The sequence below is a fragment of the Pseudomonas reactans genome (assembly GCF_013387025.1).
Classification (GTDB): domain Bacteria; phylum Pseudomonadota; class Gammaproteobacteria; order Pseudomonadales; family Pseudomonadaceae; genus Aquipseudomonas; species Aquipseudomonas reactans.
On record NZ_JACAQP010000004.1, the window covers coordinates 18095 to 41672 of the forward strand.

A 23578-nucleotide genomic window follows, 5' to 3' on the forward strand; every position below is an offset into this window, starting at 1 on the left:
GGTGTTGTTACTGCACAGTCGTGCGGCTTACTCGCCGTCCGGGCCGCGCAGGTTTTCAAATTGGGACATGCCGTCGGGAATCAGATTGCGCACGATGGCCGCGAAGTCGGCGTGCACCAGATGCTTGGCCCGGTTCAACAGCACCGGCAGCGGGCTCGAAGGCTCGTGCCGGGTGTAGTACGCAAGGATCTTGTCGAGGCTGCGCAGCACGTCGTCGCGGCTGGCGATATCGCCAACCGGGCGCGGTGCTGCGGGCGCAGCGGCGAAGTCGGCCGAGGGGGCATTGTCGTCACTGACGGCCTCGGGTTCGCTGCTGCTGTCGGTGCCGGGCACCGCTTGATTGAGGATCTGCAACGCTTGTTTGAGCGGTTGCTTCAAGGCACTGAGGTCCACGCCCTGGGCAGAACCGACCTGATCGTTGACCTGCCGTTCGATGGCTTCGCACGCCGCACGCGCCGCAATCAGGGCGTCACGGGTGGCTTGCAGGTGCTCGGGGTCGCTGTCGAGGAACGCGGCGTTGAGCTGCTGGGCGCCGAGTTGCTCGTCGGGGAAGCTCAACAGGCCACTGGCGTTGAGCGCCGCGCGCAGGCTCACGGGCCCGAAAGTGCGCGAACGTGTCAGGATGCTTTCGCGCAGCAAGCGAATGTTGGTGTCGCAGGTCAGGCCGGTGAGGGCGTTGATGCGTACTGTGGGGTCGTTGTCGTCGTCAGCGTCCAGGCGTGGGTGCAGGTCGGCCCAGTAATCGCGCAGCAACGCGTCGATCAGCGTCAGTGCTTCTGCAAGACCCGCCACACCCTGGAGGGCGAGGGCGCTTTGCAGCAGGAAATGGGTGATGCGCAGGTCTTTGCTGCGCGCGAGCAAGTCGAGGCTTTGCTGCTGGATGCTGCGCCATTCCGGCGGTTCAGCGGGCAGGATGGAGTCGCCCATGCTGCGCTCGGGTTGGCCCTTGGCATCACGCTCCAATTGCAGAAATTGCGCGTCATATTCCATGTCTTCGCCACAAGGCGAAGTCGCGGAAACGGCGGTGAGCAGCAACGGCACATCCACTGAATTTGATCTCCCTATCAGCCCGTTAGATGGCGGGCAATTCATGCATTAGTTGCGCGAGGAACTTTGCATGTTTTCTTGGTCATATAAGCAAGATGCCACTAATGTGCCATCACTGGTATTCAAGAAGTTGTGCATTTTTGGTGTAGTACTTATGCCTTGTCAAGGTAAGCTATTCGCCCTCTGTGACAGATGTGCGGTGCTTAACAACCTGCGCGACTGGTGGGTCGAACGATGCGCCGGGACAGGATTTTTGTCATAGAGCCCAGTTAAGATCAGCGATCATGCTGGCATTGGCAGGTTTTAGACGGTCGATTGCTCGACCTGATGGCGATATCCCGGGAGGCGCTGTCCTGGGAATCGACCGCGCGCGAAGTATCAGCAAGGAGGCAAGATGTCGCTGTGTTTGACTATCACTAGTTATCACAAGATTACCCCTGGGCAGTGCTCCGAAAAGTCCATGAGTCAGGGCTCGATGGCTATTGGCCGCAGTTCCGATAATGATTGGGTATTGCCTGATCCAGAGCGTCTGGTCTCCTCGCAACATTGCGTTATTCAATACAAAGATGGCCGTTATTATCTAACGGATAACAGTACAAACGGAGTGGAGTTGGTTAACGCCGGTATTCGTTTGCGTAGAGGTAATAGCGAGCTGTTGCAAGATGGCGAGTTGATCCGCATCGGCGATTACGAGATCCAGGCGCGCATCGACTTCAACGTGCAGGCCGTCGACAGCCAACCGTTTGCCGGCGATTCGCCGAACAGCTTTGAAGCGCTGATGGGTGCCGTGGCGAGCAAGCCCACGCCGGTGCCGGTGATCGCGCCGCAGTTCCAGGGCGCTTCGTCGATGGACACGCTGCCGGACCTGTTCGACTTCCTCAGCCCCACTGCTGTGCCGCCGCCGACCGTCCCGGACCATGTGCCGTCCGAGCAGCATGACTTCCGGCCGCCGACACCGGTTGCGGTCGAGAAACCCGTGGTTTCGGGCTCGGTGATTCCCGAGGATTGGGACCTGTTTGGCGATGCACCTGCGCCCGTTGCACCACCGCCCGCACCGGTCATTCAGCCGCCACCTGCGGTCGAGCCTGCGGCAAACACTCAGCAATCCGACCTCCTGCAAGCCTTTCTGCGCGGCGCTGGCCTCGATCAACTGCGCCTGGACAAAGCCCAGGCCGAGGCCCAGATGGAAAACATCGGCCGCAGCTACCGCCTGATGGTCGAAGGCCTGATCGACGTGTTGCGTGCCCGCGCCAGCCTCAAGGGCGAGTTCCGCATGCAGCAGACCATGATCCAGCCCGCTGAAAACAATCCGTTGAAATTCGCCCCGAATGCTGACGAAGCGTTACTGCTTTTGCTTCGCCACGGTAACCAAGCGTTTATGGCACCGGACCTCGCCGTACGCGACAGTTTCAACGACCTGCGCGCCCACCAACTGGCGGTGATGGCAGGCGTGGAAGCGGCGATCAAACACCTGCTCACGCGCTTTGAACCGGCGCAATTGGAAGAGCGCATGGGCAAGCCCGGCGGGCTCTCAAGTATTTTCAACGGCTCACGCCAAGCCCAGTACTGGCAGCAGTTCACCGAGCTCTACAGCAATATTTCCCGCGAGGCCCAGGAAGATTTCCAGGACCTGTTCGGCCGCGAGTTCAGCCGGGCCTACGAAGAACACAGCGCACGACAGCGTCGATAAAACCGCGCCGCAACACATGGATAAACGGATAGCTAAACACGTCATTGAGGACGCAGGATGATTCCCAGGCTTTTACTCGCAGCCGCCACTTTGCTGCTGCTGACGGCGTGTGCCAAAGACGCCGCCAAACCCGAAACCAGCGCTGAGACCGAAGCGGAGACGGCCGCCGTCGAGCTGCACTTTCATGCGATCAACGGGCTCAACCCCGGCGCCAACGGTCAGGCCGCGCCAGTGCGGGTACGCATCTTCGAACTGAAAAACGCCGCCACCTTCGCCCGCTCCGATTACTTCGCATTGGCCGACCGTGCCCAATCCACCCTGGGCCTGGACCTGCTGGACCAGGACGAAGTGATGGTGCAGCCCGGCGAGCAACTGAGCCTCCAGCGCGACCTCGACCCGTCCACACGCCAGATCGGCTTGCTGGTGGGCTATCGCGAGCTGGACCGCGCGCAATGGCGCACGGTGATCAACGTGCCCGCGCGCCAGTACACCGAATACCAGATCAGCCTCGATGTGCGTGCCGTGCGCGCCGACGTCGTGGTCACCCCATCCAGCCCTGCCCAATAAGAAGTAATCGGAGCCCCCATGTCCTGGAACAATCGCGTGGTCTGGTCGGAAGGCATGTTCATCGGAACGCAGCACTTCCAGCAGCATGACCGTTACCTGGAAAACCTGATCGATGCCCGCAGCCGCCCGTTGTCTGCCGGGGCCTGGGGCTTTTCCGAGCTGCTGATCGACCAGGGCCTGCTGGCCCAGGGCAAGCTGGCGATCGTCTCGGCGCGTGGCCTGTTGCCCGACGGCACGCCGTTCAACATTCCCCAGGACGACCTGGCGCCGAGCCCGCTGAACGTCGATGACAACCTGCGCGATGGCCTGGTGTACCTGGCGCTGCCGCTCAAGCGTGCCGGTGCCCGCGATACCGTGGAGGAAGGCGAAGCCCTGGAGGCGGCGCGTTATGTGAGCCAGGTCCGCGAAGTGCGTGACGACAATGCACCCTTCGAAAACCGCGCACCGGTGGCCTTGGGCTCCCGGGCTCTGCGCCTGCTGACCGCGCAGGATGGCATCAGCGATTACGCCGCCATCGGCCTGGTGCGCATCAAGGAAAAACGCGCCGACCGCGCGCTGGTACTCGACGACACCTACATCCCGTCGGTCCTGGACGTCGCTGCTAGCAAGCCGCTGACCGCATTCCGTAGCGAACTGCTCGGCTTGCTGCACCAACGAGGCGAAGCCCTGGCGGGGCGCGTGGTCGCTTCGGGCGCCGGTGGCGCGTCGGAGATTGCCGATTTCATGTTGTTGCAACTGGTCAACCGCGCCCAACCGCTGATCCAGCACTTGAGCCAGCTGAGCCCGCTGCATCCGGAGCGCTTCTTCAGTGAATTGGTGAGCTTGGCCGGTGAGTTCTCGACCTTCTCGACCTCGGGCCGCCGTCCCCAGGAGTACCCGCAGTACCAGCACGACGACCTGGCGCTGAGCTTTGCTCCGGTGATGGCCGCCCTGCGTGAAGCGCTGTCGATGCTGATCGACAGTAAGGCCACGCCGATCCCGATTGTCGAGAAAGCCTACGGCGTCCACGTGGCGATGCTGGCCGACAAAACCCTGCTCGACAACGCCAGCTTCATCCTGGTGGTGCGTGCCGATGTTCCCGGCGAAACCCTGCGCGCGCGCTTCGGCCAGCAGAGCAAGGTTGGTTCGGTGGAGCACATCCGCGACCTGGTCAACCTGCAACTGCCGGGCATCACCCTGTTGCCTCTGCCCGTGGCGCCGCGCCAATTGCCGTACCACGCAGGGTCCACCTACTACGAGCTGGATCGCGGCAGCGAGGCCTGGCAACAGCTGGGCAATTCCGGCGGCTTTGCCTTCCACATCGCCGGGCAGTTCCCGGGCTTGAACCTGGCCTTCTGGGCGATCCGAGGATAATCCGCGATGCATCCCAATGATGATGACCGCACCCAGTTCATGCCGCGTCCGGGTGGCCGGGCGCCGGAACCTGCGCGTGCCGAACCTTCGCCACTGGCCATGCCAGCCGCACCGATGCTCACCGGCAAGAGCCAGGGCCTCAACCCGCTGGAAAGCGCCGCTGGCCCGTTGTTGGCCCTGCTGACGCGCCTGCGTAACACCATCGCCCACCCGGCGCCGGCCAGCCTGCGCGCGCAGTTGCTGGCGTATCTGCGCCAGTTTGAAGAGCGCGCCGAAGCGGCCGGCATCGCCCGCAACGAAGTGCTGCTGGCCCGTTACGCGCTGTGTACCGCGCTGGATGAAGCGGTGTTGAGCACGCCTTGGGGCAGCACCAGTGATTGGGGCAAACAGAGCCTGCTGATCACCGTGCATAACGAAGCTTGGGGCGGTGAGAAAGTCTTTCAGTTGCTAGACCATTGCCTGCAAAGTCCAAGGGAACGCCTGTACCTGCTGGAGCTGCTGTACCTGTGCATGTGCCTGGGTTTTGAAGGCCGTTATCGCGTAATGAACGACGGCCGCAGTCAGTTGGAAACCCTGCGTGAACGCACGGCTGCCGCCATTCGCAGTGCCCGTGGCGAACACGAACGTGAACTGTCGCCACACTGGCGGGGCGTGACCGTAGCGCGGGATCGCCTGGCGCAATTCATGCCGCCGTGGATCGCCGTGGCTATCGGCGTGGCGCTGTTGCTGGCGCTGCTGTTTGGTTTGCGCATGAAGCTGGCGTCGGATGCCGAGCCGGTGTTCAAGAATATTCACGCGTTGGGCGAAATCCCGGTGCAGGCCATCGACCGCCCGGTGGCACAGCCCAAAGTCATCGAGCGTCCACGCCTGGCCGGTTTCCTGGTGGAAGACATCAAGGCCGGGCGCGTTGCCGTGGAAGATGCGGTCGACCGTTCGGTGGTGACCATCCGTGGCGACGAGCTGTTTGCCTCCGCCAGCTCCAGCATTGTCGATGACTACCAACCGCTGATGCTGCGCATCGCCGATGCCATTCGCAAAGTCAAAGGCCAGGTACGCGTGACCGGGCACAGCGACAACCGCCCGATTGCCACGCTGCGCTTCCCGTCCAACTGGGCGCTGTCCGAAGCGCGGGCCAAGTCTGTGCTGGAAATCCTTGCGGCCAAGACCGGCCAGGCGGAGCGCTTCAGCGCCGAGGGCCGAAGCGACACCGAGCCAGTGGCGACCAACGCCACCGCAGAAGGCCGCGCCCGCAATCGTCGGGTTGAAATCACCGTATTGGCGGAGGGCGTCGAGTGAAGGCGTTTTTCAGTTTCATGATTCGCTGGGTGATCCCCGTGTTGGGTTTGATTGCCCTGAGCCTGATCATCTGGTTTGTCGGGCCGTTGCTCGACGTGCTGGTGCCGGAAGGGCGCCGCTGGGCGCTGATCATCCTGGTGTTCGCGGTGTGGATTGCCTACCGCGTATTCCGCATCATCCAGGCGCGGCGTCAGGCCGCCGAAGTGATGCGCAGCCTGGCCGCCGAAACCCCGGCTGACCCGAACAGCGTTGCCACCGCCGAAGAACTCAGCACCCTGCGCCAGCGCATGGACGAGGCCCTGGCACTGCTGAAAAAGGCCAAGCTGGGCGGCGACGAACGTCGCAACCTCTACGAGCTGCCGTGGTACGTGATCATCGGCCCACCGGGCTCGGGCAAGACCACCGCGCTGGTCAACTCCGGCCTGCACTTCCCGCTGGCCGCGCAGTTGGGCGCCGGTGCCGTGCGGGGTGTTGGCGGTACGCGCAACTGCGATTGGTGGTTTACCGATCAGGCCGTGTTGCTCGACACCGCCGGGCGCTACACCACCCAGGACAGCAACTCCACGGTGGATAAAGCCGCGTGGCTGGGCTTCCTCGACCTGCTGAAAAAGCAACGCTCGCGCCGGCCTATCGACGGTGCCTTCATCGCCATCAGCCTGTCGGATTTATTGCTCGGCACCGATGCCGAGCGCGCGGCCCACGCCGCCGCCATCCGCTTGCGGATCCAGGAGCTGTACACCCAACTGGGCGTGCGCTTCCCGATCTACCTGATGCTGACCAAGCTCGACCTGGTGCCGGGCTTCATGGAGTTCTTCGACAACCTGAGCAAGGAAGAGCGCGCCCAGGTGTGGGGCATGACCTTTGCCCTGGACGACGGCAAGAACAGCGACAGCCCGCTGGCCCACCTGCAAAGCGAGTTCGCCGGCCTGGAACAGCGCCTCAACGAACGCCTGGTCGAACGCCTGCAACAGGAGCGTGACCCGGCTCGCCGCGACCTGATCTACGGCTTCCCGCAGCAGTTCGGTGCGTTGAAGGATTGCCTGCAAAGCTTCCTTGAAGGCGTGTTCAAGCCCAATGCCTTTGAAGAGCGCGTGTTGCTGCGCGGTGTGTATTTCACCAGCGGCACCCAGGAAGGCAGCCCGATCGATCGCCTGATCGGTGCGATGGCCCAGAGCATGAACCTGGACCGCCAGCACCTGGCGCGTCAGAGCGGTACAGGGCGCAGTTACTTCATCGAAAAACTCTTCACCGCCGTAGCGTTTGCCGAGCGTGGACTGGTCGGGGTGAACCCCAAGGTCGAGCGCCGACGCAAGTGGATTGCACGCGGTGTGCTGGCCGCTACCGTGGCGACTGTCGTGGTGGTCAGCGGTTTGTGGTGGGTGAGTTACCGCGCCAACCAGGCGTATATCGCCCAGGTCGACCAGAAGGTCGCACCGCTGGGCCAGTCCGTGCAGAACCTGAGCCCGGCGCAGCGGGACATCCTCGCGGTGCTACCATTGCTCAACGCCGTGAAGAACCTGGCCGGCGACTCGCCGAGCTGGTCCGAAGGCCTCGGGCTGTACCAGGGCGACATGCTGGAAGCCGAGTCCGCCAGTGTCTACCGCAAGCTGTTGATCGCCGTGTTCGCGCCACGCCTGGTGACGCGCATCGAGGAACAACTGCACGGCGGCGGCAATTCCGACTTCCTCTACGAAGGCCTCAAGGCCTACCTGATGCTCGCCGATGCCGAGCATTACGACCCGGACTTCATCAAGGCCTGGATCGCCCTCGACTGGGACCGCAACCTGCCGCGCGACTTGCCGGCCGATCAGCGCCAGGCACTGGCCGGGCACTTGCAGTCGCTGTTCGAACGCCATCCGCCGAATGCGCGCTTGGATCCCCGGCTGATCGACGACCTGCGTCGCCAGTTGCAGCAACTGCCGGTGGCCCAGCGTGTGTATGACCGGGTCAAGCGCCAGAAACTGCCAGAAGGCATCCCGGACTTTCGCATCAACGAAGCTGCCGGTCGTGATGCGGCGCTGGTGTTCAGCCGCAAAAGTGGCAAGCCGCTGGGCGAGCCGTTGAGTGGGTTCTTCACCGCCAAGGGCTATCGCCAGGCGTTTTTGCTGAGCAGCCTGAACCAGACCGGCACCCTGGCCGAAGAGCAGTGGGTGTTGGGGCACGAACAGGCCGACCAGCGGAATGTGGTGAGCCTCGCCGCTGACGTACGCCGCCTGTATTTCCAGGATTACCAGCGTCAGTGGGATGCCTTGCTGGCGGACATCGACTTTGTGCCGATCACCAGCGTGGCCCAGGCGGCCGACGTACTGCGGGTGATTTCCGGCCCGACCTCGCCGCTGAAAAAACTGCTGGTGGCAGTGGCCAAGGAAACCGATCTGCAAGCCGAAGAGCGACAATTGGCCGTCAAAGGCGTGCCGGTGGAAGGCGGCGTCGACAAGCTCAAGGAGCGCCTGGGCAGCCTGCTTGGCCAGGAGCAACCGAGCGCCAATGCACCGGCTGCTGCGGATGATCCGGTGACCGCACACTTTGCCGAACTCAACAGCATCGTCAGCAAGAGTGAAGGCGAGCCGGCGGCTATCGATGGCCTGCTCACCGACATGAACGCGCTGTATGTGCAGGTCAGCGCCATGGTTGGCGCTAGCGGTGATGCCTTGCTCGGCGAGGCGAAGAACCAGGCGGCGGCTGCGGCCACGCGGGTCAGCCTGAATGCCGAACGCCAGCCGCCGCTGGTGCAGGGCCTGGTCAAGTCGGTGGTCAACTCCACCACCAACAGCATGATGGGCGGGGTGCGCAATCAACTGAACGCGGCCTGGGTCAGCGAAGTGGTCAACGTGTATCGCCAGTCCCTGGCCGGCCGATACCCGATGTCGCCGGGCAGTGCGCGGGACGCGACGCTGGATGATTTCGGCATGTTCTTCGGCGTCGGCGGGGTGATGGACAACTACTTCCGCAAATACCTGCAGCCTTACGTAGACACCTCCGCGCAGACCTGGCGCTGGCAGCCGGGCGCGGCGCAGAAGCTCGGCATTGCTCCGGGCGTGCTGCAAACCTTCCAGCGCGCAGCGACGATCCGCGATGCGTTCTTCCGCGCTGGCGGCACCCAGCCGATTGTGCGGTTCGAACTCAAGCCGGTGTCGATGGACCCGACCATCACCCAGTTCCTGCTGGACCTGGACGGTCAGCAACTGAGCTACGACCACGGCCCAAGCCGCCCAGTGGCGATGCAATGGCCAAACCCCGGCAGCATTGGCGTGGTGCGTCTCTCCATCATGCCGCCGTCGGCCAGTGGCCGTTCCGGCGTGACCCTGGACGGGCCGTGGGCCTGGTTCCGCTTGCTGGAACAGTCGGACCTCACCGCTGGTAATTCCCCGGACCGGTTCAACCTGCGCCTGCGTGTCGACGGTGCGAGCATTGCCTATGAACTGCGCGCCAACAGCGCCTTCAACCCGTTCAAGAGCCGCGTGCTCAGTGGCTTCAGCCTGCCGGAGCGGCTATGACGACGCTGGGTTTCTACGGCAAGTTGGCCAGTCGTGGTGACTTTGTCAGCCGCGCACTACCCCAGAGTTTTATCGGCCCGTGGGACAGCTGGTTGGCGGCGGGTCTGCTCGCCAGCCAGAGCAGCCTGGGCGGCGACTGGCTCAACACCTACCTGGTCAGCCCGTTGTGGCGCTTTGTGCTGGCGCCGGGTGTATGCGGACCGGACGCGGCGGCGGGTGTGGTGATGCCGAGCATCGACCGGGTCGGGCGTTACTTCCCGCTGGCGGTGGTGACCTTGCTCGACCACGACACCAATCCTGCGTCCCTGGTGGGCGGGCCGGACACCTGGTTTGAGCAGGCCGAAGCGTTGCTGCTCAGCACCCTGGATGCCGGCGCCACCTTCGAAAGTTTTAATGACGGCCTCGACAGCCTGGGCTTTCCGGCGGGCGAGCCGCGCGCGGTGGGTGGCCGTTTCGCCGGCTTGCAACGGGTGGCCGCCACCGTGCCTCACGGGCGCATGACCGCCCTGGCCGAACAGGCCTGCGAAGGCGCGAGCCTGTGGTGGGGCCGTGGCTCGCAGACGATTTCCCCTGGTTTGTTGCGGTGTCAGGGCCTGCCTGCCGCCGGCGATTTTGCGCAGTTTTTGCTCGGACAAGAAGGTGTGGTGTAGATGGGGTCGACGTACAAATCCGCGAGCAAAAGCCATGTGGGCATGGTCCGCCAGGTCAACGAAGACGCCTGCCTGGACCTGCCGGAAAACCGCCTGTGGGTGGTGGCCGACGGCATGGGCGGGCACGCGGCGGGGGATTACGTGAGCAGCCTGATCGTCGACAGCCTGCGCAGCGTGCCGGTGGGGCGCTCGCTGGATGAATACACGGCGGCGCTGCGCAACGACCTGCTGCGCATCAACGCCGCCGTGCGCGAAGAAACCGCCCACCGTGGCGTGACCATGATGGGCAGCACCGTGGTGCTGTTGGCCGCCCGTGGCCTGCGCGGCGTTTGCCTGTGGGCTGGCGACAGCCGCTTGTACCGCCTGCGCGACGGCGTGCTGGAAGGCATCTCCCGCGACCACAGCTACGTGCAAGACCTGCAAGACAGCGGCCTGCTCAGCGAAGCCGACGCCCGCACGCATCCACGCGCCAATATTGTCACCCGTGCGATTGGCGTGGAAGCGCACCTGGAACTGGCGGTGGTCGACCTGCTGATTGCCCCCGGTGACAGCTACCTGCTGTGCAGCGATGGCCTGAACAAGACCGTCGAAGACCATGAGATCCGCGAAGTCCTCGGCCACGACACGCCGGATGAAATCGTGCGCAGCCTGGTGCACCTGGGGCTCAACCGGGGTGCGCCGGACAACATCACCGCCATCGTTGTGAAGGTATCGGCATGAACATCGTCATTCCCGGTTATGACATCGAAGGCGAGATCGGCGAAGGCGCCATGGCCAGCGTGTACCTGGCGACCCAGCGCTCCCTGGAGCGCAAAGTGGCGTTGAAGGTAATGGCGGCGGCATTGGCGGCTGACCCGAGCTTCTGCGAACGCTTCCTGCGTGAGGGCAAGACCCTGGCGCGCTTGTCGCATCCGCACACGGTGACCATCCATGACATCGGCAACGTCGGTGAGCTGTATTACATGGCCATGGAATACCTGCCCAACGGCACGCTCAAGGAGCGCATCGCCGCCGGCATGACGCCGGAGCAGGGCGTGACGCTGATCCGCCAGATCGCCTCGGCGCTGGGCTATGCCCACGCCCAGGGCCTGGTGCACCGCGATGTGAAACCGGCGAACATTCTGTTCCGTGCCGATGGTACTGCGGTGCTGTCGGACTTCGGTATCGCCAAGTCGCTGGATGATCGCACTCAGTTCACCCAGGCCGGGTTTGCCGTGGGCACGCCGAGCTATATGAGCCCAGAACAGGCGCGGGGCCAAGAGATTGATGGTCGCGCCGACCTGTACGCGTTGGGTGTGGTGCTGTACGAGATTCTCGTCGGCAAGCTGCCGTACACCGGCACTGATGCACTCTCCACGGCGCTCGCGCACCTGACTGAACCGCTGCCCGAATTGCCGGTGCACCACGGTCGTTATCAGGAGGTGCTGCGCAAGCTGTTGGCCAAGGATCCGGCGGAGCGTTTCGCGGATGCGGCGGCGTTGTTGCGGGCGTTGGATAACCTGCCGTCGGAATCGCCAGAGGCTACGTTGGTGCGGCCGTTGCCGATCCCGATGAGTTTTGATCTGGCTGGCATCACCCCGGAATCCATCGAGATCCCCACCGAGAAACCCCAGCCGGTGCGCCAACCGGTGGTGCCGCCGTCCCAGCACAGCGAGCAGCGCCGTGGGCCGGTGTTGGCACTCGCCGCTGTTGCAGTGGCGGTTGCGTTGGCGATTGGCGGTGCCAGTTATTGGTGGTTGAGCGGCAGCGATGAACCTGTGGCCAAACCCCCGGCTGCGGTGGTTGTGCCGCCAGTGGCGCCGCCTGTGGCAGAAGTGGATGGCGGCCAGCGTCCGTTGCTGATGGCGGGCAAGAAAACCCTGTTCCAGCGCGTCCTCAGCAAACCCGGCGCCAAGCTTTCAACCGACGCCGCCAGTGCGCCGGGCAAGGCCTTGCCGGCGTTTTCCGTGCTTTACGTCTACCAGCGCAAGGACGTTGACGGCAGACCGTGGGTGCGCGTCGGCGCCGCCACCGATGGCCGCAGTGATGGTTGGTTGCCTGCGTCCCAGGTCAGCGACTGGAAGCAGAGCCTGGTCTTGAAGTTCACCGAGCGTTCAGGCCGCGCGCCGGTGATGTTCCTGCGCCAATCCGCTGAAGTGGAAAAGTTGCTGGCTGACCCGGCCGCCGCCAAAGGCGCACTGGCCAAGGCGCAGAAAAACAGTGAGGACAACAGCCAGATCCTGGCCCTGGAACCGACCGCCAGTGCAGTGCCGCAAAACCAGTTCTACCTGCTGCCGATCTTCGATTCCAAAGAGAGCTTCGACGAAAACGGCCAGCCGGTGCAGTTGCTCAATGTGGCCTCCATCGACCCAGGCAGCAGCGCCGCTAAACCGGCCACGCCGGTGATCAACGCCAATGCCGACGCCTTCCGCACGGCTGTTGTGCTGGTGGTGGATACCACCGTTTCCATGCAGCCCTACATCGACCAGGTCCGCGACGTGGTGCACGAACTGCAAACGCGCATCGGCGAACGCGGCGAGTTGGACAGCGTGAGCTTCGGTATGGTCGGCTTTCGCAGCAGCATCAAGAAAACCCCTGGCTTGGAATACGTCGCCAAGACCTTGATCACCCTCGATCAGGGCCGCGACCCGCAACGTTTCCTCGACATGGCGCGCCAGGTCAGGGCGTCCACCGTGTCCAGCCATTCGTTCAACGAAGATGCGTTCGCCGGCGTGATGCAGGCAGTGGATGGCATGGATTGGTCCGGCTATGGCGGACGCATCATCCTGCTGGTCACCGACGCCGGCGCGCTGCGCAAGAACGACCCGTTTGCCGCCACCCAGATGAACGAAGCCGAGGTACGCCAGGCCGCGCTGGGCAAACAGATCAAGATCTACGCCCTGCACCTGCGTACCGACGCCGGCAAGAAAACCCATGCCGGTGCCGAGAGCCAGTACCGCATCCTTACCGCTGATGCCAACCCGCAGATCGGCGACCTCTACACGGCGGTGCCCGGTGGTGATGTGCGCAAGCTCGGAGAGCGTGTGGATGAGATCGGCACGGTGTTCGCCAACCTCGTGCACCAGGTGCGCAGCAACACGCCGCAGCCGGTGCCGTTGCTGAACAGCGCACCGAGCCTGGCGGACAAATCCGCAGCCGTCGGTTATGCCATGCACATGGATTTCCTCGGGCGCAAAACTGCAAGCCAGGCGCCACAATTGGTCAGCGCCTGGACCGCCGACCGTGACCTGACCAACCCGGCGCTGCCGGCGTTCCAGGTGTGCGTGATGCTGACCAAGCTGCAGCTCAACGACCTGCAGCAGTCGCTGAAACTCATCGTCGATGCAGCGCGCAAGACCCAGACTTCACCCAAGGATTTCTTCCAGGAAATCGCCAGCGCCTCGGCCTATATGAGTCGCGACCCACAAGCCCTGCGCAAGGGCGGCAACCTGGCCGACGGCGGCATCCTCGGCGAATACCTGGAAGGCCTGCCGTACCGCAGCAAGTCGCTGAACATGACCCAGGACCTGTGGTTGTCGTTGAGCGTGGCCGAGCAGGAAGACTTTATCGACGAGCTGGACTCGAAGATCCGCCTCTACGAAACCTTCCACAATGACCTGGCCAACTGGGTCCGTTTCGGCGATGCCGAGCCGGGTGACGCGTTGTACCGCGTGCCGTTGTCGACGTTGCCGTGATGCTGAACCTGAACGCGGTGCACAAGAGCCGGGGCGTCGGCAGTCAGCGCTACAGCCTGGTGATTCCGGCGCTGACGCTGCGTGCGGGTGAGCAATTGGCGATTGTCGGGCCCAGCGGTTGTGGCAAAAGCACCTTGCTGGATTTGCTGGCGTTGGTATTGGCGCCGGATCAGGTCGGGCAGTTTGAATTTCATCAGCAGGACATTGCCGGATTGTGGCGCGGTGATCAGCAATCCACGCTGGCTGCGCTGCGTAGCCAGCATCTGGGTTACGTGCTGCAAACCGGCGGCTTGCTGGGGTTTCTCGATGTGCGCGGCAATATCGCCTTGTCACGGCAACTGTTGGGCTTGAAAGACGACGGCAGCGTGGCGTGCCTGGCCGAGCAATTGGAGATCGGCGACCAGTTGGCCAAGAAACCGGCGACGCTCTCGGTGGGCCAGCGCCAGCGCGTCAGTTGTGCCCGCGCCCTGGCCCATGCGCCGCAACTGGTGTTGGCGGATGAACCGACGGCGTCCCTCGACCCCTTGAATGCCGAGCGCGTGATGCAGGCGCTGCTGGCCCAGGCGCGCGAGCACCGTGCCGCCTGTGTGATCGCCACCCATGACGAACCCCTGGCCCGCGCCAGTGGCTTGCAGGTGCGGCGCATCAGTTGCCGTCGCGACACCGACGGCGGCGTCACCGCGACCCTAGGGGAGGTGTGCTGATGCGCCTCGGTCTGGTGGCGTCGCTGGCCTGGCAGGACTATCGCAACGATGCCTGGCTGTCGGCCTGTTCGGTGCTGGCGCTGGTCGCCGTCATCGCACCGTTGCTGGTGTTATTCGGCCTGAAATTTGGACTGGTTAGCAGTTTGACCGAACGTTTGCAGACCGACCCCGCCACCCGTGAAATTATTCCGTTGGGCGGTGGTCGATTCAGCAGCGCCTTTATCGAGCAACTCGGCCAGCGCAGCGATGTGGCGTTTGCACTGCCGCGTACGCGACAAATTGCGGCGACCGCGCAGGTGGGCGCCTTGGCCCTGGAAATGCTGCCGACCGCCTCGGGTGATCCCTTGCTGGCGGGTCTGCCGGTGCCCAAGGGCCTGGACCAGATCGTGCTGAGTCACACCGCCGCCGAGAAGCTGGCAGCGCGGCCGGGGGATTGGCTGGAGACCAGCTTTGCACGGCAAGTGGCGGGACGTGTGGAAGCCCAGCGCACACGCTTGCAGGTGCTGGCGGTATTGCCGCTGGAAGCCTTCGCCCGTGATGGGCTGTTTGCCGATTTGAAATTGCTGGAAGCAGCAGAAGATTACCGCGATGGTCGTGCGGTGCCGGCCTTGGGCTGGGAGGGTGAAGCGGTCGGTGTGAGTGAACAGCGCGTGTATCCGGCATTCCGCCTGTATGCGCAGAGCCTCACCGATGTGGAACCGCTGCGGGTGTTTTTCGCCGGGCAGAACCTGCTGGTGTCGACCCAGGCGCAGACCATCGCGCAGGTGCAGTCGTTGAGCCGCAACCTGTCACTCGTGTTCTGGGTGATCTGCGGGTTGGCGTTGGCGGGCGCGTTTGCGGCGATCTTTGCTGGAGCGTTGGCCGCCGTGGTGCGTAAGCGTCGGGAATTGTCGGTGCTGCGCCTATTGGGGTTTTCCACCGGAGGGCTGTTGCTGTTTGTGGTGGTGCAGGCGCTGTACAGCGCAGGTTTCGCCGCTGTGCTCAGTGCCGGCCTGTATGGCATGGCCGAGGCGGCGTTGAACAGGATATTTGTGCAGGTGCCGGGCGAACACGCCAGCCACCTGTTGGCGCGTCATTACGGCCTGGCCCTGGCTGCAGTCATGGGCGTCAGCGCCGTGGCGGCGGCCTGTGGTGGCTGGCGAGTGGCGCGGATCCAGGCTTCTGAAGGAATCAGAGATGTATAAGTTACTGGGCGCCTGTGTGGCGCTGACCCTGGCCTCTATGGCCTGGGCCGATGAGGCGAGTGACAAACTCGATAACCCCAAGCCGTTGGAGGGCGACGTCAGCCTGCCGCTGCCGTGCGAAGGCAACATGGTGTTTCGTTACGCCTACGTGTTGGCCCAAGGCACCCTGGATGACCGCGAGATCAGCCTCGGCTACCCCTTTGCCGAAGGCGAGGCGGGTTATCAGCAGTCATTCATTTCCGGCTACCGCCGCGACTTCATCAATGGCCAGTTCACCCTCAAGGACCTGCCCAAAGACTGGAACAAAATCATCGCGCCCTTGATGCCGAAGACCGACGCCAAGACCCCGCTCAAGCCCATGCTCTACTTCATCGGCAAGTACGAAGTGACCGCACGCCAGTACGCCCAGGTGATGTCCCAGGCGCAGTCCCTGGCCAGCGGTGAACCGGCGCCGGCGTGCGACGCGCCCACCGGCATGGCCGGGCGTTTGCCCAAGGTGAAGCTGTCGCGCTTTGAAGCCGAGCGTTTCTCGGCGGTGTACAGCGCCTGGCTGATGAAATACCACCGTGAGTTGCTGCCGGTCAGCGGGCGCGGCTCTTCGGCGGACGACGGCGGCTTGGGTTTTGTGCGCCTGCCCACCGAAGTGGAGTGGGAATTCGCCGCGCGCGGCGGTCATGCCGTCAGTCGCCAGGACCTGGAAGGGCGCCTGTTCCCGCGCCGTACTGAAGGCAGCGACAGCGATGGCCCGCTCGGCGATTACGCCGTGTTCAACCAGGTCGCCGGCGGCACCGGCCAAGCGGCGCGCCTGATGCCCATCGGCACCAAGTTGCCCAACCCGATCGGCCTGTTCGATGTAATCGGCAATGCGGCGGAAATGGTCCAGGAATCCTTCCAACTGGTGCACGCCGGGCGTCGCCAGGGCACCTACGGCGGTTTTGTGGTCAAGGGTGGCAACTACCTGGAAGGCGAGGGCACGCTGTTCACCGGCATGCGCCGCGAGTACCCGCTGTTCGCGGCCGATGGCACCGAGCAAAGCAACGAAACCACCGGTTTCCGCGTGGCGATCGGCGCTTTGTCGGCGCCGCGCTCGCGTTACAAGGAGCTGTTCGCCCAGTGGCAGAAAGAAGGCCGTCTGGCCTCGCTGACCGACGCCATCGACGACGCCCAGGACCCGACCAAACGCCTGGACAGCATCATCGCCGCCAGTGCCGACCCCAAGCTGCAAGCCGAGCTGGGACTGGTCAACGAAGAGCTCAAGCGCAACGTCTCGTTGATCGCCCAGCAACGCGAAGAGGCGGCGGGCAACCTGATCCAGTCGGCCGCGTTGGTGGCCGAGACCATCGCCAACTACAACATCCGCCTGGCCAACCTGCAGAAGAGCCGCCAACAGTCCCTGGACAACAAGGACGAGGCCAGCGCGCAGCTGTTCGACATGGCGATTGCCAATGGGCGTAGCGCGCTCGATGGCGCGGTGGCGATCTATATCGACAACCTGGCCACCGGCACGCGTTACACCGATGCGGTGATCCAGGCGCAGTTTCAACGGATCAAGGAAGAGTTGGATCGTAAGCCAGTGCTCGGCAAGAGCCTGGTGACGCGCGCAACACTGTTCGTTCGCCATGTCGGCAACTACCGCAAGCAACAGCGGGCCGACCCGGCAACGATCTTGAAGGAATTGCTCGCAGCGAGCGGTCAGCGATGAGCGCTGGCTGTATGGCGAGCTTGGAAGGGACTCAGGCGGCGGTGGGCCGTGCTGGGCAAGTCAAACTTAAACGAGAACACACCTATGCTTTTTTCCCGTAAGGCGGTTTCCAAGCGTCACTTGCTGCTGATCGCGGCCGGTTTCAGCACTGTGTTGACCGGTTGTGCCACGTCGCCGGCCTCTAAGGTCGCGTCGAGCACCAAGGTCGAGTACTACCCGAACTGCTATGAGCCGGTGCAGCACCTGCGCGCGACCGATTCGGACATGACCAAGTCGGTGGTGACCGGTGCGGCTATCGGCGCTGCTGGCGGTGCACTGCTGGGCGCCCTGACCGGCGACTCCGACAAGCGTGGCCGTAACGCTGCCATCGGCGCAGCGGGCGGCGCATTGGCAGGCGGCGCGGCGGGTTACTACACCGAGCGTCAGAAGCAGATCAGCGATGATAACCAGCGCATCGCCTCTTACTCCACCGACTTCAACAAAAGCGCCTCCGACATCGACCGCAGCACCGCCTACGCCAAAGCGTCGCAGCAGTGCTACCAGAGTGCATTCACCAAGCTGGTGGCTGACCGCAAGGCCAAGACCGTCAACGACACCGAAGGCCGCAAGCGCCTGGCGGAAATCGTGGCGGGCCTGAAGGAATCCAATGACCTGATCGTCGCGGTCAACGGCAAAGCCAGCGAAGACCTGAACAACTACACCCAGGCCTACGAAAAAGACCTGCAACAAGTGGGTGTGCAGCGTAACGACGTAGTGACCGTGGCCCAGGCAGACGTAGCCCCTGCGGTCGTCCCGGCCAAGAAGGGTGGCAAGACGCCACCGAAAGTCGCGAAGAAGAAGGACCTGCCGGTTGTGCCGAAAGAAGCGGTGACCACCGAGAAGAGCATCCAGACCGTGCAGGCCAAGCAAGCTGAAAGCAAGCAGGTTGCCAGCGCCGGTAAGGCGCAGATCGAAGGCACCTGCCGCGATCCTAACCTGGCCGACTGGGCGCCAGTGCCTTGCCCGAACGTTTAAGCAATATGCAGCTATAAGCGTCAAACGCCAGCCGATCTTCCGCTAATGCGCAAGATCGGTGGCGTTCTTTTTGCAAATCGTTAAACTGCTGCGGCCACTCAATAAATACACCGAGGCCGTGTGCATGAAATTTCGTCTTCTCCTGTGGGTGCTGGGCCTGATGATGGGCAAAGCCAGCCGCACCAATCCTGCCTTCCAGCAACAGTTGGGCGATAAAGACCTGGCGTTCCAGTTGCAGACCCTCGACGGCAAGGTTGCCCGTCACTTCATCGTCAAAGACCAGCGCATCACCAGCCGTTCGGGTGTTCACCCGTCGCCGGCGTTCGCCATCGCCTTTAAAGATGCGGCCTATGGCTTCGCCACGATGCAGGCGAAGAACAAGCAACTGGCGTTCATGACGGGGATTCAGGACAAGTCGATCCAGATCAAGGGCAACCCGGCGCTGGTGATCTGGTTCCAGGGGTTGACCAAGTATTTGAAGCCGAAGAAAAAGAAGTAACCACTGTAGGAGCGAGCTTGCTCGCGAAGACCGTGAACGTTGACGCGGGGTGTCTGGAGCCCCGCGGTGTTCTCAGGTGTTTCGCGAGCAAGCTCGCTCCTACAGGGAGTGGGTGGCTCAGTTCTGGCTGAACTGCGAGGCCAATTCGCGCAACAACACCTCGGCATCCAGCACCTTGCCCACCACTTCCTCCGCTTTGTCACGGCTCAAGCCCAGACGCTCAAGCAGCGCATCCGGAATCGCCTCATCCGGCCCGGAACCAATCCCTCGGCTACGCAACAAGCGTACCGCCAGACACACCAGGTTCGGGTATTCAGCGTACTGACCATCGTAGGTCGGGTCGTGCTGGAAGCGCAGGGCGGTGGACAGTTCGTCCGGCATGTCCCAATAGCGCATCAGCCACGCACCGATCTGCTCGCGGCTGATGCCCAGCAGGTGTTGCTCGACATAGCTGTGGCACAGGTGCGGGTTGACCTCCAGGTGACGGCAGATCAGCGAAAAGTGCGGCGGGAACACGTGGGCCAGCAGCAGGTAACCGAAGTTGTGCAGCAGGCCGGCGAGATAAGTCAGGCCGGCTTCCGGGCGCTGGGCGCGCGGCATGGCGCGGGTCAGGCCTTCGATCACGGCGGCGGTGTAGATCGACTGGTGCCAGTACGGTGTGGACTGGTGCGGGTGGTCCTTGGGCAGGCTCAAGGTCTTGCCCAATGCCAAACCCAGCGCCAGGTTGATCACCAGGTCAAAACCCAGCACGCGCACGATGGCGTCTTCCACGGAGCGGATCTTGCCCGGCGACGCGTAGTAGGGCGACGCGGCCCAGCTCACGACCTGCGCGGCCAAAGCGGGGTCGGTTTCGACCACGCCGGTGATGTCATCGATGGTGGCGTTCGGGTCGACGCGCAGCTTGATGATCTTCTGCGCCGTGTCGGCCAGCGGTGGAATTTCGATGGTCGCTTCCAGGCGTTGCTGGATGCGGCGGGCGGTGAACGCCTGCATCGCCTGGGTGATTTCCTCGCGGTCATCATTCGGACGGTCAAGGTTGGGGCGGATGTTGCTCAGCGGCTCGCCGAAGTGGCCGGCGCTGGCCTTGGTGAGCATCGTCTTGAAGGCGTCGCTGGAGATCTCCAGCAGCAGGCCTGCTTCACCCGAATGCACCAGCAGGTTCGGCTCGTTGAGCAGGCTGCCTTCATACAGACACGGCGAACTGGTGAGCGGCGGCAGGCCCGGCAGCAGGCTGAGTTCGTGCTTGCCCAGCATGCGTTCGACGCGATCTGGCGATACCGCTGTGAGGCGACGGCCGGTGAGTTCGGCGAGGCGGTTGAGGTCGAGCAACTGGTTCTGCGGGAACAGCACCATCAGTGCGCCCACCGCGTCCTCCAGCAGCACGGCCTGGACCTTTCGCGCAGGATTCAGGCCCGGTAGGTCGGTGACTTCCGTGTAGGGGATGGCGAGTTTTGCGAGCAGAGCCCGAATGACCGGCGGGGCGGTCAGTGGGGCTGTGGCGAGGGCAACTTCTGACATGGCCTGATCCAATTTCTTACAGTCCACGAAGTATAACCAGCTTGATACAACTGTTGGTCGACTAAGTGAGTCAGGCGTCACACTTGGCCGTATTGCTGCCCATGGCGTAGCCAGCGGTCCAGCAATGGGCTGACATGATCTGGCCAACGTTCGAGCAGCGCTTGCGCCGCATCGCGCACGGCGGGCAGCAAGTCGGCGTCGCGCATCAGGTCGGCGACCTTGAATTGCAGCAGGCCGGTCTGGCGGGTGCCGAGCATTTCACCGGGGCCGCGCAGCTCGAGGTCTTTTTCGGCAATGATAAAACCGTCGTTGGTTTCACGCATGATGCCCAGGCGCTGGCGACCAATCTGTGACAGCGGCGGGTGGTAGAGCAGCACGCAATGGCTGGCGGCGCTGCCCCGGCCGACCCGGCCGCGCAACTGGTGCAGTTGCGCCAGGCCAAGGCGCTCGGGGTTCTCGATAATCATCAAGCTGGCGTTGGGTACGTCCACACCGACCTCGATCACCGTGGTAGCCACCAACAGTTGCAGGTTGCCGGCCTTGAATTCGGCCATCACGGCGGCTTTTTCTGCGGGCTTCATGCGGCCATGGATCAAGCCGACCTTGAGCTCGCCCAAGGCGCTGGTAAGGTCTTCAAAGGTGGTCTCGGCAGCCTGGCAGGTCAGCTCTTCTGACTCTTCGATCAGCGTGCACACCCAGTACGCCTGGCGCCCTTCGGCACAGGCGCCGCGCACGCGCTCAATCACTTCGACACGTCGGGTGTCGGTGACCAGCACGGTGTTGACCGGGGTGCGACCGGGCGGCAGTTCGTCGAGGATCGAGGTGTCGAGGTCGGCGTAGGCGCTCATGGCCAGGGTGCGCGGGATCGGCGTGGCGGTCATGATCAACTGGTGCGGGTTCATGCGCCCGCCCACGCCTTTCTGGCGCAGGGCCAGGCGTTGTTGCACGCCGAATCGATGTTGTTCGTCGATGATCACCAGCGCCAGATTCTTGAATTGCACTTCATCCTGAAACAGCGCGTGTGTGCCCACCACCATGGGTGCACCACCGGCAATCTGTTCCAGTGCCGCTGCGCGTACCTTGCCCTTGAGCTTGCCAGCCAGCCACGCCACTTCCAGGCCCAGGGGTTCAAGCCAGCGCTTGAAGGTGATGAAGTGTTGCTCAGCGAGAATCTCGGTGGGGGCCATCAGTGCCACCTGGTAACCGGCTTCCAATGCTTGCAGGGCGGCGAGGGCGGCGACCACGGTCTTGCCTGCGCCCACATCGCCCTGGATCAGGCGCAGCATGGGTTCCTGCTGGCTCAAGTCATAGGCGATTTCATTGCCGACGCGCTGTTGGGCGCCGGTCGGCGCAAAGCCCAGGTTGGCCAGGTACTGCGCAGGCAAACGTGTGGCCTTGGGCATGTCCGGTGCACGCAGGGAGCGCATGCTTTCGCGCAGGCGCTGCTGGGACAGTTGGTGGGTCAGCAGTTCTTCAAAGGCCAAGCGATGCTGGGCCCAGTGGTGACCCAGCGCCAGCTCGTCGACATCGGCATCGGCAGGCGGGTGATGCAAGTAGCGAATCGCGTCGTCCAGCGACGCCAGTTGGTAGTCGCGTGCCAGCTCCAGCGGCAGCCAGTCGGGCAGGCTTTTCGGGCCGAGCATCGTCAGCGTCTGCATGCACAGTTGGCGCAGGCGTTGCTGGGTCAGGCCTTCGGTGAGCGGATAGATCGGTGTGAGCGTGGTGTCGACTGGCGGCGGTTCGTCGCCGGTGATGGCGCGGTATTCCGGGTGATAGATCTCAAGACCCGACGCGCCGGGCCGCGCTTCGCCGTAGCAGCGCACGCGGGTGCCGCGCTTGAGCCCTTCTTTCTGCGCGTTGCTGAAATGGTAGAAGCGCAAGCTCAGGCCACCGGTGCCATCCTGCAGGCGTACCACCAGGCTGCGGCGCTTGCCCATCACCACGTCGGCGCCGCTGACCGTGCCTTCGACCACCGCGTCCTGCCCAGGGCGCAACTGGCCGATGGGCACCACGCGGGTGCGGTCCTGATAGCGCAGGGGCAGGTGGAACAACACGTCCTGGAGGTTTTCCAGGCCGACCTTGGCCAACTTCTCGGCCATGGCTTCACCGACACCCTTGAGTGCCGTCACCGACACCTGCGACAGCTCAGTCATACCGTTGCTTAGCTCGCAGCCGTCGGCTTGGCCACCGAGCACAGGCGGATCGAATCGGCGAGGATCTCAATCGCTTTTGGCCGTGGGAAGCTGGCGCGCCAGGCGATCGCCACGGTGCGGAATGGCACTGGCGGTGTCAGTGGGCGCACTTCGATCACGCCGGGGGCGTAGTGGTGGCTGTCCACCGCCGACAGCGGCAGGATCGAAATGCCCAGGCCGGAGGCGACCATGTGCCGGATGGTTTCCAGGGAGCTGGATTCCACGGTGGTGTGCTTGGCGCCGTCGTTGCCCTTGGTCAGGGTCGGGCAGGCTTCCAATACCTGGTCACGGAAGCAGTGGCCTTCGCCCAGCAGCAGGAGGCTCTTGTCGTTGAGCAGGCCGGCGTCGATGGTGTCTTTTTGCGTCCACGGGTGGGACGCGGGCATCAAGACGTAGAACGGCTCGTCGTAGAGCGGCAGTGTCAACACGTCCGCTTCGTTGAATGGCAGGGCGATGATGATCGCGTCCAGCTCGCCATTGCGCAGTTTGTCGCGCAGCACGTGGGTGAAGTTTTCTTCGATATACAGCGGCATCTGCGGCGCGACGCGGTGCAGTTGCGGGATCAGGTGCGGGAACAGGTACGGGCCGACGGTGTAGATGGCGCCGACTTTCAGCGGTGCAGTCAGCTGGTTCTTGCCGGCTTGGGCCAGTTCGCGAATGCTCTGTGCCTGCTCCAACACCTTCTGAGCCTGGGCCACAATGCCTTCGCCCACAGGCGTTAGGCGCACGGCGCTCTTGCTGCGCTCGAAAATCAGCACACCGAGTTCGTCTTCAAGCTTTTTCACGCCCACCGACAGCGTCGGCTGGCTGACATGGCAACGCTCGGCCGCATGGCCGAAGTGCTGCTCTTGGGCGAGGGTAACGATGTAGCGTAATTCTGTAAGAGTCATAGCGGGCGTCCATGAGGTTGCGGGCCAAGCATACCGGCTGCAATCGATAGACGCACGTTATCAGAACTTTGCTGGGGATTGAGCGGGGAGTTACGCAGATT

General features: G+C 63.5%; 17 protein-coding genes. 13 read left to right on the forward strand and 4 right to left on the reverse strand.

Annotation, left to right across the window (positions count from 1 at the left end):
• Positions 1-27 precede the first annotated feature (27 nt).
• The gene (gene tssA, locus HX793_RS03500; protein WP_177052583.1) at positions 28-1047 is read right to left on the reverse strand and encodes a type VI secretion system protein TssA; all 1020 of its coding nucleotides are present in this window, start codon (positions 1045-1047) and stop codon (positions 28-30) included.
• A 394-nt stretch (positions 1048-1441) separates the two neighbouring features.
• Here tssA and tagH point away from each other — a divergent pair, with 394 nt between their 5' ends.
• From tagH to HX793_RS03565, 13 genes are all read left to right on the forward strand, one after another.
• Complete coding sequence (gene tagH / locus HX793_RS03505; RefSeq protein ID WP_016975951.1) at positions 1442-2737, forward strand: type VI secretion system-associated FHA domain protein TagH; 1296 nt, start codon at positions 1442-1444, stop codon at positions 2735-2737.
• Positions 2738-2794: 57 nt separating this feature from the next.
• Complete coding sequence (tssJ, locus tag HX793_RS03510; RefSeq protein WP_177052584.1) at positions 2795-3304, forward strand: type VI secretion system lipoprotein TssJ; 510 nt, start codon at positions 2795-2797, stop codon at positions 3302-3304.
• 18 nt (positions 3305-3322) lie between these two features.
• A complete protein-coding gene (gene tssK / locus HX793_RS03515) occupies positions 3323-4657 on the forward strand; it encodes a type VI secretion system baseplate subunit TssK (protein ID WP_177052585.1) in 1335 nt (444 codons plus the stop codon).
• Positions 4658-4663: 6 nt separating this feature from the next.
• On the forward strand, positions 4664-5953 hold the full coding sequence (locus tag HX793_RS03520; protein WP_028618491.1) for a DotU family type VI secretion system protein: 1290 nt from the start codon (positions 4664-4666) through the stop codon (positions 5951-5953).
• Entirely contained in the window at positions 5950-9450 is a 3501-nt protein-coding gene (gene tssM, locus HX793_RS03525; RefSeq protein WP_177097215.1) for a type VI secretion system membrane subunit TssM, read from the forward strand. Before HX793_RS03520 ends, tssM begins: the two co-directional genes overlap by 4 nt.
• Positions 9447-10100 (forward strand): type VI secretion system-associated protein TagF, encoded by a 654-nt coding sequence (gene tagF / locus HX793_RS03530; protein ID WP_095014007.1) that lies wholly within the window; start codon positions 9447-9449, stop codon positions 10098-10100. Before tssM ends, tagF begins: the two co-directional genes overlap by 4 nt.
• Entirely contained in the window at positions 10101-10820 is a 720-nt protein-coding gene (locus tag HX793_RS03535; protein WP_028618488.1) for a PP2C family protein-serine/threonine phosphatase, read from the forward strand.
• Positions 10817-13774 carry a serine/threonine-protein kinase gene (locus HX793_RS03540; RefSeq protein ID WP_177052587.1) on the forward strand — a complete coding sequence of 986 codons (2958 nt, stop codon included), beginning with the start codon at positions 10817-10819 and terminating at the stop codon, positions 13772-13774. The genes HX793_RS03535 and HX793_RS03540 overlap by 4 nt, the downstream gene beginning before the upstream one ends.
• Positions 13774-14478, forward strand: a complete 705-nt coding sequence (locus HX793_RS03545) for an ABC transporter ATP-binding protein (protein WP_177097206.1) — start codon at positions 13774-13776, stop codon at positions 14476-14478. Before HX793_RS03540 ends, HX793_RS03545 begins: the two co-directional genes overlap by 1 nt.
• Entirely contained in the window at positions 14478-15662 is a 1185-nt protein-coding gene (locus HX793_RS03550) for an ABC transporter permease family protein (protein WP_177052588.1), read from the forward strand. The genes HX793_RS03545 and HX793_RS03550 overlap by 1 nt, the downstream gene beginning before the upstream one ends.
• Entirely contained in the window at positions 15655-17364 is a 1710-nt protein-coding gene (locus HX793_RS03555) for a formylglycine-generating enzyme family protein (protein ID WP_122729887.1), read from the forward strand. Before HX793_RS03550 ends, HX793_RS03555 begins: the two co-directional genes overlap by 8 nt.
• A gap of 84 nt (positions 17365-17448) precedes the next feature.
• Positions 17449-18378: a type VI secretion system-associated lipoprotein TagQ gene (gene tagQ, locus HX793_RS03560; RefSeq protein ID WP_177005038.1), complete on the forward strand. Its 930-nt coding sequence runs from the start codon at positions 17449-17451 to the stop codon at positions 18376-18378.
• 124 nt (positions 18379-18502) lie between these two features.
• Entirely contained in the window at positions 18503-18877 is a 375-nt protein-coding gene (locus tag HX793_RS03565; RefSeq protein WP_010207528.1) for a hypothetical protein, read from the forward strand.
• A gap of 117 nt (positions 18878-18994) precedes the next feature.
• Here HX793_RS03565 and HX793_RS03570 read toward each other — a convergent pair whose 3' ends face one another.
• From HX793_RS03570 to HX793_RS03580, 3 genes are all read right to left on the reverse strand, one after another.
• Entirely contained in the window at positions 18995-20395 is a 1401-nt protein-coding gene (locus HX793_RS03570) for an aminoacyl-tRNA deacylase and HDOD domain-containing protein (protein WP_016975938.1), read from the reverse strand.
• Positions 20396-20472: 77 nt separating this feature from the next.
• Positions 20473-22548 carry an ATP-dependent DNA helicase RecG gene (gene recG, locus HX793_RS03575; protein WP_178905455.1) on the reverse strand — a complete coding sequence of 692 codons (2076 nt, stop codon included), beginning with the start codon at positions 22546-22548 and terminating at the stop codon, positions 20473-20475.
• An 8-nt stretch (positions 22549-22556) separates the two neighbouring features.
• Positions 22557-23477, reverse strand: a complete 921-nt coding sequence (locus HX793_RS03580) for a hydrogen peroxide-inducible genes activator (RefSeq protein WP_016975936.1) — start codon at positions 23475-23477, stop codon at positions 22557-22559.
• Positions 23478-23578 lie beyond the last annotated feature (101 nt).

What these genes read in the sequence shown, in the direction of transcription:
- tagH (WP_016975951.1), top strand. Translation starts at nt 1,442, where the DNA reads ATGTCGCTGTGTTTGACTATCACTAGTTATCACAAGATTACCCCTGGG.
- HX793_RS03565 (WP_010207528.1), top strand. Translation starts at nt 18,503, where the DNA reads ATGAAATTTCGTCTTCTCCTGTGGGTGCTGGGCCTGATGATGGGCAAA.
- tagF (WP_095014007.1), top strand. Translation starts at nt 9,447, where the DNA reads ATGACGACGCTGGGTTTCTACGGCAAGTTGGCCAGTCGTGGTGACTTT.
- HX793_RS03540 (WP_177052587.1), top strand. Translation starts at nt 10,817, where the DNA reads ATGAACATCGTCATTCCCGGTTATGACATCGAAGGCGAGATCGGCGAA.
- HX793_RS03545 (WP_177097206.1), top strand. Translation starts at nt 13,774, where the DNA reads ATGCTGAACCTGAACGCGGTGCACAAGAGCCGGGGCGTCGGCAGTCAG.
- tssK (WP_177052585.1), top strand. Translation starts at nt 3,323, where the DNA reads ATGTCCTGGAACAATCGCGTGGTCTGGTCGGAAGGCATGTTCATCGGA.
- tssJ (WP_177052584.1), top strand. Translation starts at nt 2,795, where the DNA reads ATGATTCCCAGGCTTTTACTCGCAGCCGCCACTTTGCTGCTGCTGACG.
- HX793_RS03580 (WP_016975936.1), bottom strand. Translation starts at nt 23,477, where the DNA reads ATGACTCTTACAGAATTACGCTACATCGTTACCCTCGCCCAAGAGCAG.
- recG (WP_178905455.1), bottom strand. Translation starts at nt 22,548, where the DNA reads ATGACTGAGCTGTCGCAGGTGTCGGTGACGGCACTCAAGGGTGTCGGT.
- tagQ (WP_177005038.1), top strand. Translation starts at nt 17,449, where the DNA reads ATGCTTTTTTCCCGTAAGGCGGTTTCCAAGCGTCACTTGCTGCTGATC.
- HX793_RS03550 (WP_177052588.1), top strand. Translation starts at nt 14,478, where the DNA reads ATGCGCCTCGGTCTGGTGGCGTCGCTGGCCTGGCAGGACTATCGCAAC.
- HX793_RS03520 (WP_028618491.1), top strand. Translation starts at nt 4,664, where the DNA reads ATGCATCCCAATGATGATGACCGCACCCAGTTCATGCCGCGTCCGGGT.
- HX793_RS03535 (WP_028618488.1), top strand. Translation starts at nt 10,101, where the DNA reads ATGGGGTCGACGTACAAATCCGCGAGCAAAAGCCATGTGGGCATGGTC.
- HX793_RS03570 (WP_016975938.1), bottom strand. Translation starts at nt 20,395, where the DNA reads ATGTCAGAAGTTGCCCTCGCCACAGCCCCACTGACCGCCCCGCCGGTC.
- HX793_RS03555 (WP_122729887.1), top strand. Translation starts at nt 15,655, where the DNA reads ATGTATAAGTTACTGGGCGCCTGTGTGGCGCTGACCCTGGCCTCTATG.